Annotated in this window: 17 protein-coding genes and 2 tRNA genes; 4 read left to right on the top strand and 15 right to left on the bottom strand. The window is 67.0% G+C overall.

Features of this window, described 5'->3' with window-relative positions; translation table 11 throughout:
- Positions 1-4: 4 nt before the first annotated feature.
- Together MRBLMI13_RS12480 and MRBLMI13_RS12475 are read right to left on the bottom strand one after the other, a co-directional pair.
- Positions 5-1,546: an APC family permease gene (locus MRBLMI13_RS12480; protein WP_367822878.1), complete on the bottom strand. Its 1,542-nt coding sequence runs from the start codon at positions 1,544-1,546 to the stop codon at positions 5-7.
- A 99-nt stretch (positions 1,547-1,645) separates the two neighbouring features.
- Positions 1,646-2,011 (bottom strand): winged helix-turn-helix transcriptional regulator, encoded by a 366-nt coding sequence (locus tag MRBLMI13_RS12475; RefSeq protein ID WP_042539143.1) that lies wholly within the window; start codon positions 2,009-2,011, stop codon positions 1,646-1,648.
- A 94-nt stretch (positions 2,012-2,105) separates the two neighbouring features.
- Between MRBLMI13_RS12475 and MRBLMI13_RS12470 the strand changes: the two genes are divergently transcribed.
- Complete coding sequence (locus tag MRBLMI13_RS12470) at positions 2,106-2,951, top strand: SDR family oxidoreductase (protein ID WP_042539141.1); 846 nt, start codon at positions 2,106-2,108, stop codon at positions 2,949-2,951.
- Between the two features lie 78 nt (positions 2,952-3,029).
- Here MRBLMI13_RS12470 and MRBLMI13_RS12465 read toward each other — a convergent pair whose 3' ends face one another.
- From MRBLMI13_RS12465 to MRBLMI13_RS12435, 7 genes are all read right to left on the bottom strand, one after another.
- Positions 3,030-3,383: a hypothetical protein gene (locus MRBLMI13_RS12465; RefSeq protein ID WP_367822875.1), complete on the bottom strand. Its 354-nt coding sequence runs from the start codon at positions 3,381-3,383 to the stop codon at positions 3,030-3,032.
- Complete coding sequence (locus MRBLMI13_RS12460) at positions 3,380-4,003, bottom strand: Asp23/Gls24 family envelope stress response protein (protein ID WP_367822873.1); 624 nt, start codon at positions 4,001-4,003, stop codon at positions 3,380-3,382. The genes MRBLMI13_RS12465 and MRBLMI13_RS12460 overlap by 4 nt, the downstream gene beginning before the upstream one ends.
- Entirely contained in the window at positions 4,000-4,566 is a 567-nt protein-coding gene (locus MRBLMI13_RS12455; RefSeq protein WP_042539135.1) for an RNA polymerase sigma factor, read from the bottom strand. Before MRBLMI13_RS12455 ends, MRBLMI13_RS12460 begins: the two co-directional genes overlap by 4 nt.
- A gap of 123 nt (positions 4,567-4,689) precedes the next feature.
- Positions 4,690-5,157: an Asp23/Gls24 family envelope stress response protein gene (locus tag MRBLMI13_RS12450; RefSeq protein WP_311879704.1), complete on the bottom strand. Its 468-nt coding sequence runs from the start codon at positions 5,155-5,157 to the stop codon at positions 4,690-4,692.
- 159 nt (positions 5,158-5,316) lie between these two features.
- Entirely contained in the window at positions 5,317-6,510 is a 1,194-nt protein-coding gene (locus MRBLMI13_RS12445) for a M20 metallopeptidase family protein (protein WP_367822870.1), read from the bottom strand.
- A gap of 3 nt (positions 6,511-6,513) precedes the next feature.
- Positions 6,514-7,950, bottom strand: coding sequence for an MFS transporter (locus MRBLMI13_RS12440; protein WP_367822868.1), 1,437 nt, complete (start codon positions 7,948-7,950; stop codon positions 6,514-6,516).
- Complete coding sequence (locus MRBLMI13_RS12435) at positions 7,947-8,555, bottom strand: TetR/AcrR family transcriptional regulator (protein ID WP_309686417.1); 609 nt, start codon at positions 8,553-8,555, stop codon at positions 7,947-7,949. The genes MRBLMI13_RS12440 and MRBLMI13_RS12435 overlap by 4 nt, the downstream gene beginning before the upstream one ends.
- Before the next feature lie 105 nt (positions 8,556-8,660).
- Between MRBLMI13_RS12435 and MRBLMI13_RS12430 the strand changes: the two genes are divergently transcribed.
- Together MRBLMI13_RS12430 and MRBLMI13_RS12425 are read left to right on the top strand one after the other, a co-directional pair.
- Positions 8,661-9,275, top strand: a complete 615-nt coding sequence (locus tag MRBLMI13_RS12430) for a TetR/AcrR family transcriptional regulator (protein WP_367822865.1) — start codon at positions 8,661-8,663, stop codon at positions 9,273-9,275.
- Complete coding sequence (locus MRBLMI13_RS12425; RefSeq protein WP_367822863.1) at positions 9,276-10,952, top strand: MDR family MFS transporter; 1,677 nt, start codon at positions 9,276-9,278, stop codon at positions 10,950-10,952.
- A 64-nt stretch (positions 10,953-11,016) separates the two neighbouring features.
- Here the strand turns inward: MRBLMI13_RS12425 and MRBLMI13_RS12420 are convergent, their stop codons facing one another.
- The gene (locus MRBLMI13_RS12420; RefSeq protein WP_056375780.1) at positions 11,017-11,199 is read right to left on the bottom strand and encodes a hypothetical protein; all 183 of its coding nucleotides are present in this window, start codon (positions 11,197-11,199) and stop codon (positions 11,017-11,019) included.
- 125 nt (positions 11,200-11,324) lie between these two features.
- On the opposite strand from MRBLMI13_RS12420, the gene MRBLMI13_RS12415 reads away from it, so the two are divergent.
- The gene (locus MRBLMI13_RS12415) at positions 11,325-11,930 is read left to right on the top strand and encodes a GNAT family N-acetyltransferase (protein ID WP_367822861.1); all 606 of its coding nucleotides are present in this window, start codon (positions 11,325-11,327) and stop codon (positions 11,928-11,930) included.
- A 4-nt stretch (positions 11,931-11,934) separates the two neighbouring features.
- Here the strand turns inward: MRBLMI13_RS12415 and MRBLMI13_RS12410 are convergent.
- From MRBLMI13_RS12410 to MRBLMI13_RS12390, 5 genes are all read right to left on the bottom strand, one after another.
- A tRNA-Met gene (locus MRBLMI13_RS12410) sits at positions 11,935-12,008 on the bottom strand.
- Positions 12,009-12,042: 34 nt separating this feature from the next.
- Positions 12,043-12,114: transfer RNA gene (locus MRBLMI13_RS12405), tRNA-Thr, on the bottom strand.
- A gap of 67 nt (positions 12,115-12,181) precedes the next feature.
- The gene (locus tag MRBLMI13_RS12400; protein WP_367822859.1) at positions 12,182-13,462 is read right to left on the bottom strand and encodes a M23 family metallopeptidase; all 1,281 of its coding nucleotides are present in this window, start codon (positions 13,460-13,462) and stop codon (positions 12,182-12,184) included.
- A 124-nt stretch (positions 13,463-13,586) separates the two neighbouring features.
- Entirely contained in the window at positions 13,587-14,381 is a 795-nt protein-coding gene (locus MRBLMI13_RS12395; protein ID WP_309686401.1) for an inositol monophosphatase family protein, read from the bottom strand.
- On the bottom strand, positions 14,378-15,334 hold the full coding sequence (locus MRBLMI13_RS12390; protein ID WP_042539111.1) for a hypothetical protein: 957 nt from the start codon (positions 15,332-15,334) through the stop codon (positions 14,378-14,380). Before MRBLMI13_RS12390 ends, MRBLMI13_RS12395 begins: the two co-directional genes overlap by 4 nt.
- Positions 15,335-15,389: the final 55 nt, after the last annotated feature.

Below are 15,389 nucleotides of genomic sequence, written 5' to 3'. Positions count from 1 at the left end.
CCGCTCAGATCCCGCCGTCGATCGAGCGGATGACCTCGCCCGGCTCGTCCGGCACCATGACCTGGGTGTCGCGGTTCAGGCTCTCGCCGCGGAAGAACCGCTTCGAACGCGGGAACAGGTACCAGGCGAACATGAGCACGAGACCGAAGGCGAGCGAGCCGATGCCGATCACGAACGTTCCGCCGATGCCGAAGAGCACGGTGTAGCCGTAGTCCACATCCCACATGTCGATCGCCGACTGCACGAACGCCCCCGTCAGCATGAGGCCTCCCAGCAACGGGAAGAGGCCCTTGAAGAAGAAGTCACGCGCCGAGTTCGTGAGGTCCTTGCGGAAGTACCAGACGCAGGCGAAGCCGGTGATCGCGTAGTAGAACGCGATGGCGAGGCCGAGCGACAGGATCGAGTCCTGCAGGATGTTGTCGCTGATCAGGGTCATGCCGACGTAGTACACCGAGGCGACGATGCCCATGACGATCGTCGAGAACGACGGCGTCTTGTAGGTCGGGTGCACGTCCTTGAACTTCGCGGGCAGAGCGCGGTAGACGCCCATCGCGAGTGTTCCGCGTGCGGTGGGCAGGATCGTCGTCTGCGTCGAGGAGATGGCCGAGATGATCACGGCGACCACCAGCACCCAGCCGAAGGGTCCGAGAAGTCCGTCCTTGATCGCGAGGAAGAAGTCGTCGGCGTTGGCCTCGTTGCCGAGCCCGGTGCCGGTGTCGCCCAGGCCCGCGTACATCATGGCCGCGATCGTGACGCCCACGTAGGTGAACAGCAGGATGACGGTGGTCAGCAGCGCGGCACGACCCGGGATGCGCTTGGGGTCCTTCGTCTCCTCGTTGAGCGCGAGGCAGGTGTCCCAGCCCCAGTAGATGAAGAGGGCGAGCAGGATCGACTCGGTGAAGCCCGACCACGAGGTGAAGCCGAACGGGTTGAGCCATTCCATGTCGAACGGGGTGGGATCGGGCGCCGTTCCTGCGAAGAACTGCCACAGGGCGGCCACCACGAAGATCGCCAGTGCGAGGTACTGGATGCCGAGCAGGACGTTCTGGATGCGCTCGCCGATCTCGACACCGCGCCAGCTCACCCACGTCATGGCGGCGATGAAGAGCACGGCCACCAGGATGATGCGCCAGTCGTTGTTCTCGAGGTCGAAGCCGGTCAGCGACCAGAAGTAGACCGAGGCGATCTGGGCGAGATTCGCGAGCACGACCATTCCGGCGACCGCGACTCCCCAGCCGCCCATCCAGCCGACCCAGGGCCCGAAGGCCTTGGTGCCCCACGTGAATGTGGTGCCGCAGTCGGGGACGGCGTTGTTCAGCTCGCGGTAGGCGAAGGCGATCAGCAGCATGGGCACGAAGGCGATGATGAAGGCGATCGGCGCCTGTGCTCCGACCGCGAGCACCACGAATCCGAGCGTGGCCACCAGCGAGTAGACCGGTGCGGTGGATGCGAGCCCGATGACGGTGGACCCCCACAGCCCGAGCGAACCGGATGCGAGCCCCTTGCCGTCGGGGCGTTCAAGATGGATCGGCGTCGTAGCTGACATGCTCAGAACATACGGCTACCACGTATATCGCGTCAATCCTTTTCTTTCACCGACGGATTTCGTGCTCATCTGCGCCGAGAGGCGACGGAATCCGTCGAACTAGCCCCGATCGATCATGTCATCGGCGTGCTCGGCGACCCACTCGACGAGCGGCAGCATCCGCCGCATGAGGTCACGGCCGAGTGGCGTCAGGCTGTACTCGACGTGCGGGGGCACCGTCGGGAAGGATTCGCGGCGCACGAGCCCGTCGTCCGCCAGGGTGCGCAGGGTGGAGGCGAGCATCTTCTCGCTGATGCCGCCGACCTCGCGGCGCAACTCGCCCCAGCGACGGGTCCCGTCGGAGAGCGACGAGAGCACCAGCACTCCCCACTTGCTCATCACGTGGTCGAGGATCACTCGTGTGCTGCATCCAGGCTCGAAGATCTGTGGGGTCGCTTCCCGGATCTGCGCATAACTAACCGTCATGTACGTACCTTACTTCAAAGTGGGTACCCATCAGCTGGAATGTTCGTCGCGGGTGGGGCGGTTGTCGCTCATGTCACCTACGAAAGGACACCCCATGACCATCCTCGTCACCGGCGCGACCGGCAACCTCGGACGCCTCGTCATCGCCAGCCTCCTCGAGCGCGGCGCCGACCCGCAGTCGATCGTCGCCGGCGCGCGCGACGTCGCGAAGGCCGAGGATCTCGGCGTGCGGGTCGCGCGACTGGACTACACCGACCCCTCCTCCGTCGCTGCAGCCGTCGAGGGCGTCGACAGCGTCCTGCTCATCTCGGGTTCGGAGGTCGGCCAGCGCGTCGCCCAGCACCAGTCCGTCATCGATGCCGCCAAGGCCGCCGGAGTGACGAAGTTCGTCTACACAAGCGCTCCGAAGGCGACGACGAGCGATCTCGTGCTCGCCCCCGAGCACAAGGCGACCGAAGAGCTCATCGCGGCCTCGGACCTCCCCTCGGTGATCCTGCGCAACAACTGGTACACCGAGAACTACGCCGCCGACGTCGCCCGTGCTGCCGAGACCGGCGTGCTCGCCTCCGGAGCCGGTGACGGACGAGTCGCCTCCGCGAGCCGCAAGGACTTCGCCGAAGCGGCAGCCGTCGTGCTGCTCGAGGACGGTCACATCGGCCAGGTGTACGAGCTCGGCGGCGACGTCGCGTGGAACTACACCGAACTCGCCGGTGCGATCGCCGAGGTCACGGGCCGCGAGGTGGAGTACCAGCCGCTCACCGCCGACGAGCAGCTCGCCGGCCTCCAGGCAGCCGGCCTCGACGAGGGCACCGCAGGATTCGTCGTCGCTCTCGACGCCGGCATCGCCGCAGGCGCGCTCGCAGACACGGACGGCACCCTCGCCCGGCTGATCGGCCGACCGACCACGCCCCTCGTCGACGGCATCCGCGCGATCGCCTGATCAGCCGTTCACCCATTCACACAGCCGAGAGGCGCCGATCCTCACCCAGGATCGGCGCCTCCGCGCGCTCACGCGCACTCAGTCCGACGATGCCTCCCGGGGGTGGACGTACGCGATCGTGAGCGCGATCTCGACGGGCCCCAGCCCGTCGTCCGCGAGGACCTTGTCGATCGCCGCGCGGACATCTCGGAGCAGCTCGAGGGCGTTCGCCGAGTACTCGACACCGAGCGACGCCTCGACCTCGACCCCGTCGTCATCCGTTCGGACGGCCACGAGAGCCTCATCGCTCCGGCTGATGCCGATCGCCACGGCCCCTTCTCCGACGATGTTCGACACCAGCGAGCCCGCTCGGTAGACGTTGCGCACGCCGGGCGTCGCCAGCACCGCCGCCTCGATCCGCTGGGCGAGTCCCGGTAGGGCTGTGGTGCTCATGAGGTCTCCTCCGCTGCACTGCTGATCCGTTGGATGTCTCGCACCGTGACGTCGATCGAGGTCACGGTGAGGTCCGTCTGCCGGTGCAGACGCTCCGCGATCTCGGTGCGAAGCCGCGCGACCGCGGTCGGGATGGACTCCCCGTAGATGGCGTTGACCTCGATCGCGATCCGGATCGGCTCGCCCACGACGGTGACGTCTCCGTCGAGAGTCGACCGACCGACCATGATGCCGGGCACGGCGTTCTCCGCCGAGCGGATGAGTCCCCGAACCGCGCCTTCCGTGATGCCGAAGTCCACGGAGGGGTCGGATTCGTCGAACGGGATGCGGCGCCCTGCACGGGCATCCAGCGCGATCCCCGAGAGGATGCGGTCGACCCAGCTGTCGTCGACCTCCGGCCTCGCCGCGGCATCCGCTTCGATCAGCTGTCCCCCCAGACCCTCCAGCCGCTCGAGCGCGTCCAGTGCGAGCTGGCACCCCGGCGAGCCCTCGATCGACGGGTCGACGGGAAGCCTGCCGGCCTCGAGATAGTCGCTCAGCTCTTCGAGGGTGTGCCCGTCGAGATCGCTCGGCTCGAGTCCGAGCTGACGCACGTCGGGAGCCTTCTGCTCTTCAGTCATCGCCAGGCCTCCATTCGCACGATCATGAACTTTCTGGCTCGAGCGAGAAGACCACGTGCCGTCGACACCGAGATGTCGAGCTCCGACGCGATCTCGTCGTACGAGTAGCCGCCCATCTCCCTCAGCACCCAGCATTCACGCTGAGCAGCGGGCAGCTCCTGCAACGCCGCGCCGAGCGCCTCGATCCCCGCGCGCGCCTCCACCACGCGCGCGGGCGCGCTGTGCGACGGAGCCGCCTGCTCCATGTCGTCGACGTCGAGCATCGGTCGCAGCGCGCGGATGCGGTCGACCGCCTTGCGGCTCACGATGCGCATCAGCCAGCTCTTGACCTTCGCCGGGTCCTCGAGTTCGGAGAACCGCTGCCATGCGGTGACGAACGTCTCCTGGACGATGTCATCGACATCGGCCGACGCGTTCAGCATCCGCTGCGTGTACGCACGCATCATCGGCGTGTACCGCCGCACCAGCACGGCGAAGGCGGCCACGTCGCCGTCCATCGCCCGGCCGGCGACGATCCGGTCATCCGCCTGCTCGAGAGCAGAGCGAAATCGTTCCCCAGCCATACGTCGACTCCCTCTTCCATGCCCCGTGAGAAGTTCGGAGCAGACGCACCGTCGGATCGGATCGACGATCCGACGGAGCGGTCACGAGATGCTGATCCAGTCACTCGTACGCATCTCGAGGGGCTACAGGACACGTGTCTCCGTGCCGTCGTCTGTGGCGACCGTGTCGGCGGTCGTGTCGTCGTCGGAGGGGATGTGCACGTCGTTGATGGTGACGTTGACCTCGACAGCCTGCTTGCCGACGTACTCGCTCATCGCGACGGAGATCGCAGCTCGCACGTCGTCGGCGACCTTCTGCAGCGACACCGGGTACTCGGCGACGATGGTCACATCGACGGCGACCTGGGTCTCGCCGACCTCGACGCTGATGCCCTGGGTGAGGTCGGTGGAGTTGAGCGCGTCGCGGATGGCACCGACCGCGCGCGCTGCTCCGCCGCCGAGGGCGTAGACGCCGGGAACCTCACGAGCCGCGATGCCGGCGATCTTGGCGACGACGCCGTTCTCGATGATCGTCGCACCGGTCGAGGCGACGGTCGAACCTGCCGGGGCGACCTGGACCTTGGGCTGCTGTGCGTTCGAGACGTTCGCCATCATGTGCTCCTTCATCAGTGTGTGGGATCCCCGGCGGGGAGGGCCGCAGTGCAGCGACACCACTAAGACGGATGCTACGAACGATTCGTCACAAATTGGACGTGAATCATGACGGAGGCCGCTCCCCGAGCGGGGAGCGGCCTCAGATCAGAGTCGATGTCAGCGCGCCGTGCGGGCGAATGCGACGGATGCCAGCGCCGCGGCCTGGTCGCCGAGCACCGCGTCGTCGAACACGACCCGCGGCGAGTGGTTCCACTCGATCGTGCTCGGATCGGCATCGGGCGGCGAGGTCATCAACGCGATGAACGTGCCGGGAACCTCGTTCAGCACGAACGCGAAGTCCTCCGACCCCATCATCGGCGTCGGCATCATCACGACCCGCTGCTCCCCGAACGCACCCCGCAGGACGTCGACCGTCGCGGACGTCTCCTCCGGGTCGTTCACCGTCACCGGATACATCGTGTCGAACCGGACCTCCGCCGACAGCCCATGGGCGGCCGCCACTCCCTCGATCACTCGAGGGAGCCCCTCCTGCAGCGTCGCGAGCGATGCCGGCGACATGTTGCGGACCGTCGCCGCCAGCTCGACCTGCTCAGGAATGACGTTGACCGCCCCGTCCCCCGTCGAGAGTCGGGTCACCGACAGCACGACGGGGTCGAACGCATCGAACCGCCGTGTCACGAAACTCTGCAGCGCGAGCACGATCTCGGCCGCCGCGGGCACCGGGTCGAGCGTCTGGTGCGGCTGCGATCCGTGCCCTCCTCGCCCCCTCACCGTGACGAAGAGCTGATTGGATCCGGCAGCCACCGCTCCGCCTCTCGTCGCGAAGATGCTCCGGGGCCCCGGGGCCACGTGGATCGCGTAGGCGGCGACCGGCCGCTCTCCCGCAGCGTCGAGCAGCCCCTCCTCGATCATGATCTTCGCGCCGCCATGCCCCTCCTCCCCCGGCTGGAACATGAAGATCACCGAACCGTGCAGCTCATCGCGCCGTGCGGCGAGCAGCGTCGCCGCACCGACCAGCCCTGCGGTGTGCAGGTCGTGACCGCACGCGTGCATGGTGCCGTTGACGGAGGCGAAGTCGAGGCCGGTCGTCTCCTCGATCGGCAGGGCGTCCATGTCGCCGCGCAGCAGCACCGCAGGCCCCGGCAGCCCGCCGCGCAGCACCGCGACCACCGAAGTCGTGCGGGTGCCGGTGGAGATCTCCAGCGGCAGCCCTGCGAGGGCATCGAGCACCTTCTGCTGCGTGCGAGGGAGGTCGAGTCCGAGCTCGGGGTCGGCGTGCAGGGCGCGCCGCAGCGCGACGAGGTCGGGCAGGATCGCGACGGCATCCGCCGCGAAGTCTGGGGTGGTCAAGGGTCAGCCTTTCGAGAGGGAGGTGTCGGTCTCGTGCGGCATCCGCATGAACGCCAGGGCGAGCGCGGCGACGATGAACGCCCCGGCGCAGACGCTCCAGATCGTGATGTAGCCGCCGATCGACGAGCTGAGGGATCCGGATGCCGTGAAGCCCGCGAGCAGCACGGCGAACACCGCACCGGCAGCAGAACCTCCGAGGGTGCGCAACGAGTTGTACACGCCGGTCGCGATGCCGGTCGAGTCGCTCGGAGCCAGTTCGGCGACGAGCGCGGGAAGCGCACCGAGGAGGAACCCCATGCCGATGCCGTTGATCGCCGAGATCACGAAGATCTGCCAGAGCTCATCGTGGAACGCGATCTGGATGAGAGATCCCGACGCGGCGAGAACCGCACCCGTCACCAGCACCGCACGGATGCCGATCCGGCGCGCGATCGGCGCGAAGGTCGCTGCCCCCACGGTCGCGAGGATCGTCACCACCGCCGTGACCGCCGACGCTGTTCCCGCGGACGCCGCGAAGCCGTAGCCCGCGGTATCGGGATCGGCCGTCAGGAACGTCGTCGAGGGAGCCTGCGCACCGAACATCACCATGCCGAACAGGAATGCCGTGAGGTAGACGGGCCCGAGGCGCGGCGAGACGATCAGCCGCACATCGATCGCGGGTGACGTGACCCGCAGCTCCCACAGCACCCAGAGCACGAAGATGACGACTGCCGCAGCGAGGGTGGCGATCGTCGTGGCCGAGGCGAATCCGTCAGTCGACGCCAAGCGCAGACCGAACAGCAGCACGACCATCGCGAGTCCGATGCCGATGAATCCGACGACATCGATCTTCGCCCCGGTGCGCGACGTGGATTCGGGCACCTTGAAGAAGACCGCGTAGACGCTGACTGCGACGAACAGCACGGGCACCAGCAGTGTCAGCGTGAGTGTGGGCAGGATCGCGGAGAAGATGCCGGCCGAGATCGTCCCGAGAATGGCGCCGCCCGTCAGGCACGACACGAGCAGGCCGATCGAGGTGCGAGCCGTCTCGCCCTTGATGCGGTTGTGCACGAGAGCGATCTCGAGCGGCAGCCACACCGCGAGTGGCCCCACGAGGATGCGAGCGGCGAGCACCAGCGGGTAGCTCGGCAGGAACGCGGTGACGAGAGTGCCGATCAGCACCGCGACCACGGCGATCCGGAGCATCCGGCGATGCCCGAAGATGTCTCCGAGCTTGGAGAGCAGCGGCACGCAGACCGCTGCGGCCAGGGTCTGGACCGTGAGGAACCAGGTGATGTCGGCGTCGGAGACCTGGAGATGGCCGGCGATCTCGCCGAGCAGAGGGGCGTAGAACCCCTGGACGAATCCGCTCGCGAGTTCGCAGAAGACGAGGAAGCCGACGACCGCGCGAGCGCTCACGTTCGGCAGGGATCGGGTGAGGGGTGGAGTGTCAGTGGTCAAGGGGAAGCCTGTTCATCAGCGTCTGCAAGGCGACGCGGCGGGGTGCTGACGAGAGCGTCGATGATGTCGACGTAGTGGCGCTCATCGATGTGGATGCGCTTGACGGACTGCCGGTACAGGGTGAGCCCGGCGATCGTGTCGAGGAGGATGTCGTGGTGGACGTCCTCCGGGAGCTCGCCGCGGGCGATGGCTCGATCGATGATCTCGACGCCCTGCCTGCGGCGGTGCTGGAAGAAGGAATCCCACAGAGTGGGAAAGACATCCGGCTCGAACATCGCGCGCAGGCCGTGGCTCTGTTCGGGAGACAGCTCCTGGTTGCGCTGGTTCTGCAGCACGTGTTCGAGAAGGTCGGCACGGATGTCTCCGCGATCGGGCATTGCTCCGATCTCGACCTGCGATCGGAGCACCGCGGCGACGAGCGCGCCCTTGTCGGCGTAACGGCGATAGATCGCGGTCTTGCCGCAGCCGACCGCCTTCGACACCTGCTCCACGCTGAGTGCCTGGTAGCCGTGCCGGCCGAGCATCTCTCCTGCCGTCGCGAGGATGCGTCGAGTCAGGTCCTCGTCGGTGGGACGGCCGGGCTTCTCGATCGGATCGGAGGTCATGGCCCAACGATACGATACGGAGTGTTTCGTAAGTATTACGGATCCGAAACGATGTCGCTCGCACTCACAGTGCACTCTTAGGTTCGAAGTGCAATATTGCACTCTATGAGCGAGAGTGCAGATTCACTGCGAGAGCAGCGCAGGCGCGAGACGACGCGCGCGCTCACCGATGCGGCACGCCGACTGACGACGGAGCGCGGCTTCGCCGGTTTCACGGTCGAGGAGCTCTGCGCCGAGGTGGGCGTCTCGCGGCGCACGTTCTTCAACTACTTCGAGAGCAAGGAGAACGCCGTCTTCGGGTTCGCCGCGATCGACTCCCGACAGGAGGGCCTCGAAGCCGAGTTCGTCGCCCGAAGCGGCGACCTTCTCGATGATTTCCTCCGGCTGACGATCGACCGATTCGAGCTCTTCAACCCGCTCGACGACGCGCCCGCCATGTTCGCGGTGATCGAGCAGGAGCCTCGGCTGCTCAAGGCCGCGTTCGAGCAGCTGGCGAAGAACGAGCGTCGCGACATGGAGCTCGTCGTGCGGCGAAGCGGCGAGGGCGCTGCCGATGCCGAGTTGCACGCCGAGGTCATGGTCCACACCGTCGGCGCGCTGGTGCGCCTGTGCATGGACCAACTGCTGCACCATCACTCGACCGATTCCTTCAGCGATCTCGTCAGGCGTCGCCTCGAGATCGCTCGCGCCGTGTTCACACCATCACAGAAAGCCGACTGAATGTCCGCCACAGCCACCAAGGACGCGCCGTTCCTGCTCACCAAGCGGCGCATCTGGATCATCTTCAGCGCCCTGATCGCCGGGATGCTGCTCTCGAGCCTCGACCAGACGATCGTCTCGACCGCCATGCCGACGATCGTCGGACAGCTCGGCGGCGTCGACCATCAGGTCTGGATCACCACCGCCTACCTGCTGGCGACCACGATCGTCATGCCGATCTACGGCAAGTTCGGTGACGTCCTCGGCCGACGCAACCTGTTCCTCGTCGCGATCGCGCTGTTCACGCTCGCATCGGTCGGCTGCGCCTTCGCCACCGACTTCTGGATGTTCGTCACCTTCCGCGCGCTGCAGGGCCTCGGCGGCGGCGGACTGATGATCCTGTCGCAGGCGATCATCGCCGACATCGTCCCCGCGAACGAACGCGGCAAGTACATGGGTCCGCTCGGCGCCGTGTTCGGTCTCTCTGCGGTGGCCGGTCCGCTGCTCGGAGGCTTCTTCGTCGACCACCTGACGTGGCAGTGGGCGTTCTACATCAACATCCCCGTCGGCATCGCGGCGTTCATCATCGCGCTCGTCGCGTTGAAGCTGCCGAGCAAGAAGGCTCAGAAGCCGATCGACATCTTCGGCGTGATCTTCCTGTCGATCGCGACCACCTGCCTGATCTTCTTCACCGACTTCGGCGGCGACAAGGAGTTCGGCTGGGATTCCCTCGCGACCTGGGCCTGGGGCGCGGGTCTCGTCGTGGCCGCGACGGCCTTCGTGATCACGGAGGCGAAGGTGCAGGATCCGATCATCCCGCTGAGCCTCTTCCGCAACCCGATCTTCGTCAACGCCACCGCGATCGGACTCGTGCTCGGCATCGGCATGTTCGCGGCGATCGGCTTCGTGCCCACGTTCCTGCAGATGTCGTCCGGCACGTCGGCCGCGGCATCCGGTCTGCTGATGATCCCGATGATGGTCGGACTCATCGGAACCTCGATCTTCTCGGGTATCGCGATCTCGAAGACCGGAAAGTACAAGGTCTACCCGATCGTCGGAACGATCCTGACCGGCGTCGCTATGGTGGCGATGACGACGCTCTCGGCCGAGACGCCGATCTGGCTGATCTGCGCGTTCCTGTTCGTGTTCGGCGCCGGACTCGGGCTGATCATGCAGGTCGTCGTCCTGGTCGTGCAGAATGCCGTCCCCGCCGGCGAGATCGGCACCGCGACCAGCACGAACAACTACTTCCGCGAGGTGGGTGCCTCGCTCGGCACCGCGGTGTTCGGCACCATCTTCACCACCCGTCTGACCGAGAACCTGCTCGGCGTCTTCGCCGATGCCGGGGCATCGCCGGAGGACGCATCGCAGGCGGCGTCGACCATCGACCCGGCGACGCTCAACGCGCTTCCCGATGAGGTGCGAGACGGAATCGTCACGGCCTACGCGGATGCTCTCGCTCCGGTGTTCTGGTTCCTCGTGCCGTTCATCGTGCTCGCCCTCGTGCTGTCGCTGTTCCTCAAGCAGATCCCGCTGTCTGATCAGGCCGGGCTCGTCGCCCGAGGCGAGGCCATCAGCGGCGAGGAGGCCGAGCGCCTCGAAGCCGAGCAACGAGGAACGCCCGTCCGGACCGCCGCCGGTTCGGATGGCAAGGCGCATGTCGCGGCCGAGAGCGACGCCCCTCCGACCGCTCGCTGACGCCTCTCCACAGATAACGGGCCCGCTCCTCACCTCGAGGAGCGGGCCCGTGTCGTCTGCGAAGTCAGGGAAGGTCGCCGACCTCGAGCTCGTCAGGGTGATCTGCGTTGTCGCCGTCAGCCTTCTGATCCTCACCCGGGGTCGCGGGGTCGATCTCGGGATCCGGGTCGTTCGTCACGAAGTCGGCGTCCACGCCGGTCGCGTCGATCTCGGCACCTTCGTCCGGGCCTGCCTGAGGGTCTGACATGATCGCTCCTATCGTCGGGGTATCGGACGATCAGTGTGACCGGGTCGGGCCCCGAGCCGGCATCCCCTTGACATCGTCGTGCCGTGCAGCAACCGTTCCGATGGCCGTCGTGCGACCATCGGATCATGAGCGATGCCCCTCTCGTCCTTCCGACTCTCTCCGGCAGACAGGTGCGGCTCCGCGTATGGCGCGACACGGACGTCGCGCTCGTGCAGGAGGCGTCGCGCGACACGCTCATCCCGCTCGTGACCATGGTCCCGCGGACCCCCGACGAGACCGCGGCCCTGGCGTTCATCCGTCGTCAGCATCAGAGGCTCGAGTCGGGCGCGGGTTATGCGTTCGCGATCGCAGACCTCGATGATCGCGCGGTCGGTCACATCGGTCTCTTTCCGGTCGGTCGCACGCGCGCGAGCCTTGGATATTGGGTCGCTGCGTCACAGCGCCGGCGCGGCTTTGCGGCCGACGCTCTCGCCACCCTGACGTCGTGGGCATCGACTCTCGAACGCCTCGACCGTCTCGAGCTCTATGTGGAGCCGGCCAACGAAGGATCCTGGCGCGTGGCGGAGAGCGCAGGCTATGAACGAGAGGGCCTTCTGAAGGCCTGGCAGAGGATCGACGGACGGCCACGGGACATGTACATGTATGCGCAGCTCACCGAGCGCGCGCGGGTCGGAGCCGGCCGCTCCCTGAGCCCGGATACGACAAAACCCCCGGAAAACCGGGGGTCTTGATCTGTAGCAGGAGCGGGGCTTGAACCCGCGACCTCACGATTATGAGTCGTGCGCTCTGACCAGCTGAGCTACCCTGCCACACCGCATCCGCATCGCAGATACGAACGCTGTGAGCCCCGAGTCAGGATTGAACTGACGACCCCTTCCTTACCATGGAAGTGCTCTGCCACTGAGCTATCGGGGCGTGCTGCCCCTCGCGGGGCAACCACACGAGAATACCATCACTGTGGCGTCCTCATGAAATCGAGGTGTCAATACGAGGTGCGACCCGCGTTCTCACGCAGCCACGGCAGCGGGTCGATGGTGCCGCCGTTGATGATGATCTCGAAATGCAGGTGCGCGCCGTACGAGCGGCCGGTGTTTCCGGTGTGCCCGACGATGTCGCCGACCTTCACGGTCTGCCCGGCCGTGACCTGCAGCGACCCGTACTGCATGTGCGAGTAGTGGCTCGTGACGATCTGTCCGTCGATCACGTGGTCGATGTAGACGGTCACGCCGTAGGCGCCACCCTGCTCGGTGGCGATGCGCACGACGCCGTCGGCGATCGCTTGGATGGGCGCACCTTCGCCGGGGACGAAGTCGATGCCCTCGTGCAGGCGGCCCCAGCGCATGCCGTATCCCGAGCTCATCCCCACGCCGACCTTGAAGGGCCACTGGATGGCGGCCTCTGCGTCGTTGGTGAAGACCTCGTTGGAGTAGTTGATGCCCTCTTCGGACGCCACCTGGATCAAGGAGACGGTCGAGAAGCTGTCGGAGCGCGCGAGCGACTCGTTCTGCACGTCGGAGGACGTGACGAAGGCCTGGATCTCATCGTCAGCGCTGTCCGCCGACTTGGAGCCCGATGCGGCGACGAGAGACGTGGCCGCGAGCGACGGCGAGCCCTGGACTGCGGCGACGGCCTCAGCCGGAAGGGTCATTCCGACCGCGAGGAGCCCGGCCAGGCTCATCACACCGACGGTCGCACCGACCGTGAGGAACTTGCGCGCCGACGGACGACGACGGGCGACATGCTCGACAGGCGTCTCTTCGGCCGCAGGGGCGCCAGGCTCGACTGTCGGCTCGGACGCGCTCTCCGAGGCGACGCGACGGAATGCGCGGGCCGCGGTCTCGAACGCGTCATCGGTGCTCGGACGGCGGTGACCGGCGTCGTCGCGCAGAGGCTCTGAATCAGCGTCTTCGACCATCGCGGGCATCGCCGCTGGCTCGACGACAGGTTCCACGACCGGCTCGACGACGACCTCGGGAGCCTCAGTCGGCTTCACCGCGACGACGTCTGCGGAATCGGATGCTGCTGACGCTGCGGCGACGGCGGTCGCCGTGATGAGCACCTCTGCGGTGTTCAGCCGCTGGCGGGCGGCGCGGCGCGACATCGGGGTCTCGGATGCGACGGACGCGGATTCGGATACGGATACGGGTGCAGCTTCGGAGACGGCTTCCGTCACTCCTGCCGCAGAGGCCTCGAAGGCCGCAGTGCGGGGACGGCTGGACCGGCGCGTGGGCGCAGAGGCAGCCTGGGGATTCTCGAAGGGCAAGTCAGATTCTCTCGGGTTTAAAACGTCAAGCTCGGGGGCGCTTACGACCTTCACCGATTCGGGCCGATGAAAGTAACGATCGGATAAACCCTAGCCTGATCCACCTGTGAATGCCATGAATCGTTCACGTTTCATCGCGAAGAATATCGATCACGCGTCGGTGGACCTCGGTTCCACCCGCGATGAGCATGGGTCTCGTCGAGTCTCGGTCGATCAGCGAGACGCTGCCTCCGGCCTCGACGACGAGCAGCGCGCCCGCCGCGTGATCCCAGGGCTTCAGACCGCGCTCGAAGTAGCCGTCCAGGCGTCCGGCGGCCACGAACGCGAGGTCCAGCGCGGCGGAACCGGCGCGTCGGAGATCCCTGGCGATCGGCATGATCCTGCGGACTGTGGCGAGGTCGCCGTCGTGCGTCGCCGGGTCATAGCCGAAGCCGGTCGCCAACAGCGCACCGGCCGGCGTCTCGGTCGTGACCGAAAGCCTCGCCTCTTCCAGAAACGCGCCGTGGCCCGTCGCCGCGGTGAACATCTCTGCGGATGCCGGGGCGTAGACGGCCGCGGCGAGCGCCTCCCACTCCCCCGCGACAGCGCTGCCGCGCACCGCCGCGATGCTCACCGCGTAGGAGGGAATCCCGTAGGCGTAGTTCACCGTGCCGTCGATCGGATCGACGACCCAGGTGATTCCGCTCTCGCCCCGCTCGGCCTCGGATTCCTCACCGAGGAAGCCGTCGCCCGGCCGAGCGACCCGCAGCCGTTCACGGATGAGCATCTCGACCTCGCGGTCGGCGTCGGTCACGATGTCTGCGAGCGTCGACTTCGTCGCGGCGAGGTGCACGCCCTCGGCGCGACGCAAGCGCGCCAGGTCGCCGGCCTCGCGTGCGATCCGGGAGGCGAGGTCGACGAGCTCGAGTTCGAGGCTCACTGCGGCGGGAACGGCGGAGCCGGCGGATAGGCAGCGGGCGCCTGCGGCACCGGAGGCGCGGGCTGCGCCTGCGAGTACGGCTCAGGGGCAGTCGGGAAGGGTGCGACCGGGAACGGCTGCGGGGCGGGAGGTGCGGGCAGCGCCTGCTGGGGGGCCTGCGGAGGCTGAGCCGACGGGTGACCGGTGTAGTAGGCGTTCCAGTCCGGCGAGCCGTCAGGCAGCACGGGCAGCGGGGTGCGACCGTCGGCATACGTCGGCCATGCGGGGGCGGCGGCGACGCCGTGAGCGTCGGCAGCCCGGGGGCCCGCAGGCTTGCGAGGAGCGAACAGAGCGTTCAGGAGGGGGATCAACGTGGTCCCCACCGCCGCGAGGATCGTGAGCGCCACGACGATGCGCCAGTAGAGCTCGCCGTAATCGAACGTGTTCGGGAACGTGAGGAAGAAGATCAGCATGCCCACGAGACCACCGAGGAACACGATCGTCGCGATGTAGATGATCCGGGTGAACGTCGTCACGTGTCGCTGGGCGGCCGGAGTAAACAGCCGCACATGCAGCAGAGCGAGCTGGAGGATTCCCACGACCAGGAGCAGTTGGAAGAAGCGCTCGGCGCCGGTGAAGAACTGATCGTCCTCCGGCAGCCAGATCTTGACGGCTCCGACCAGCAGAGCAACGATCCAGCTGACCATGCTCGACAGAGCGAGCCAGTCGGGACGGTTCGGTGCGAGTCCTGCCTCGAGGATCGCGATGCCTGCGAAAGCGGCGAGCAGGAGGATCGTGAGGAAGGCCCGGCCGATCAATCCGTCCTGATCACCGACCAGCACCCACACGACGCAGACGAGTGCGGCGGCGATGAGCGCGCCGATGGCGATCCAGATCGCCCCTCTGATGAGGAGGGACATGTTCTTCTTCTCGATCGGCACAGGGGGCTGCGGGGAGATCTCCGGCTGCGTCATCGCGTTCCTCTCGTTGGGCGGCGTTGCGTTCATCCTTGCATGCGCCGGCGCGAGG

Source organism: Microbacterium sp. LMI13-1-1.1, from assembly GCF_040815625.1.
Lineage (GTDB): Bacteria > Actinomycetota > Actinomycetes > Actinomycetales > Microbacteriaceae > Microbacterium > Microbacterium forte.
Note: the sequence above shows the minus strand (reverse complement) of the source record. Positions and strands in the feature narration are given on the sequence as shown.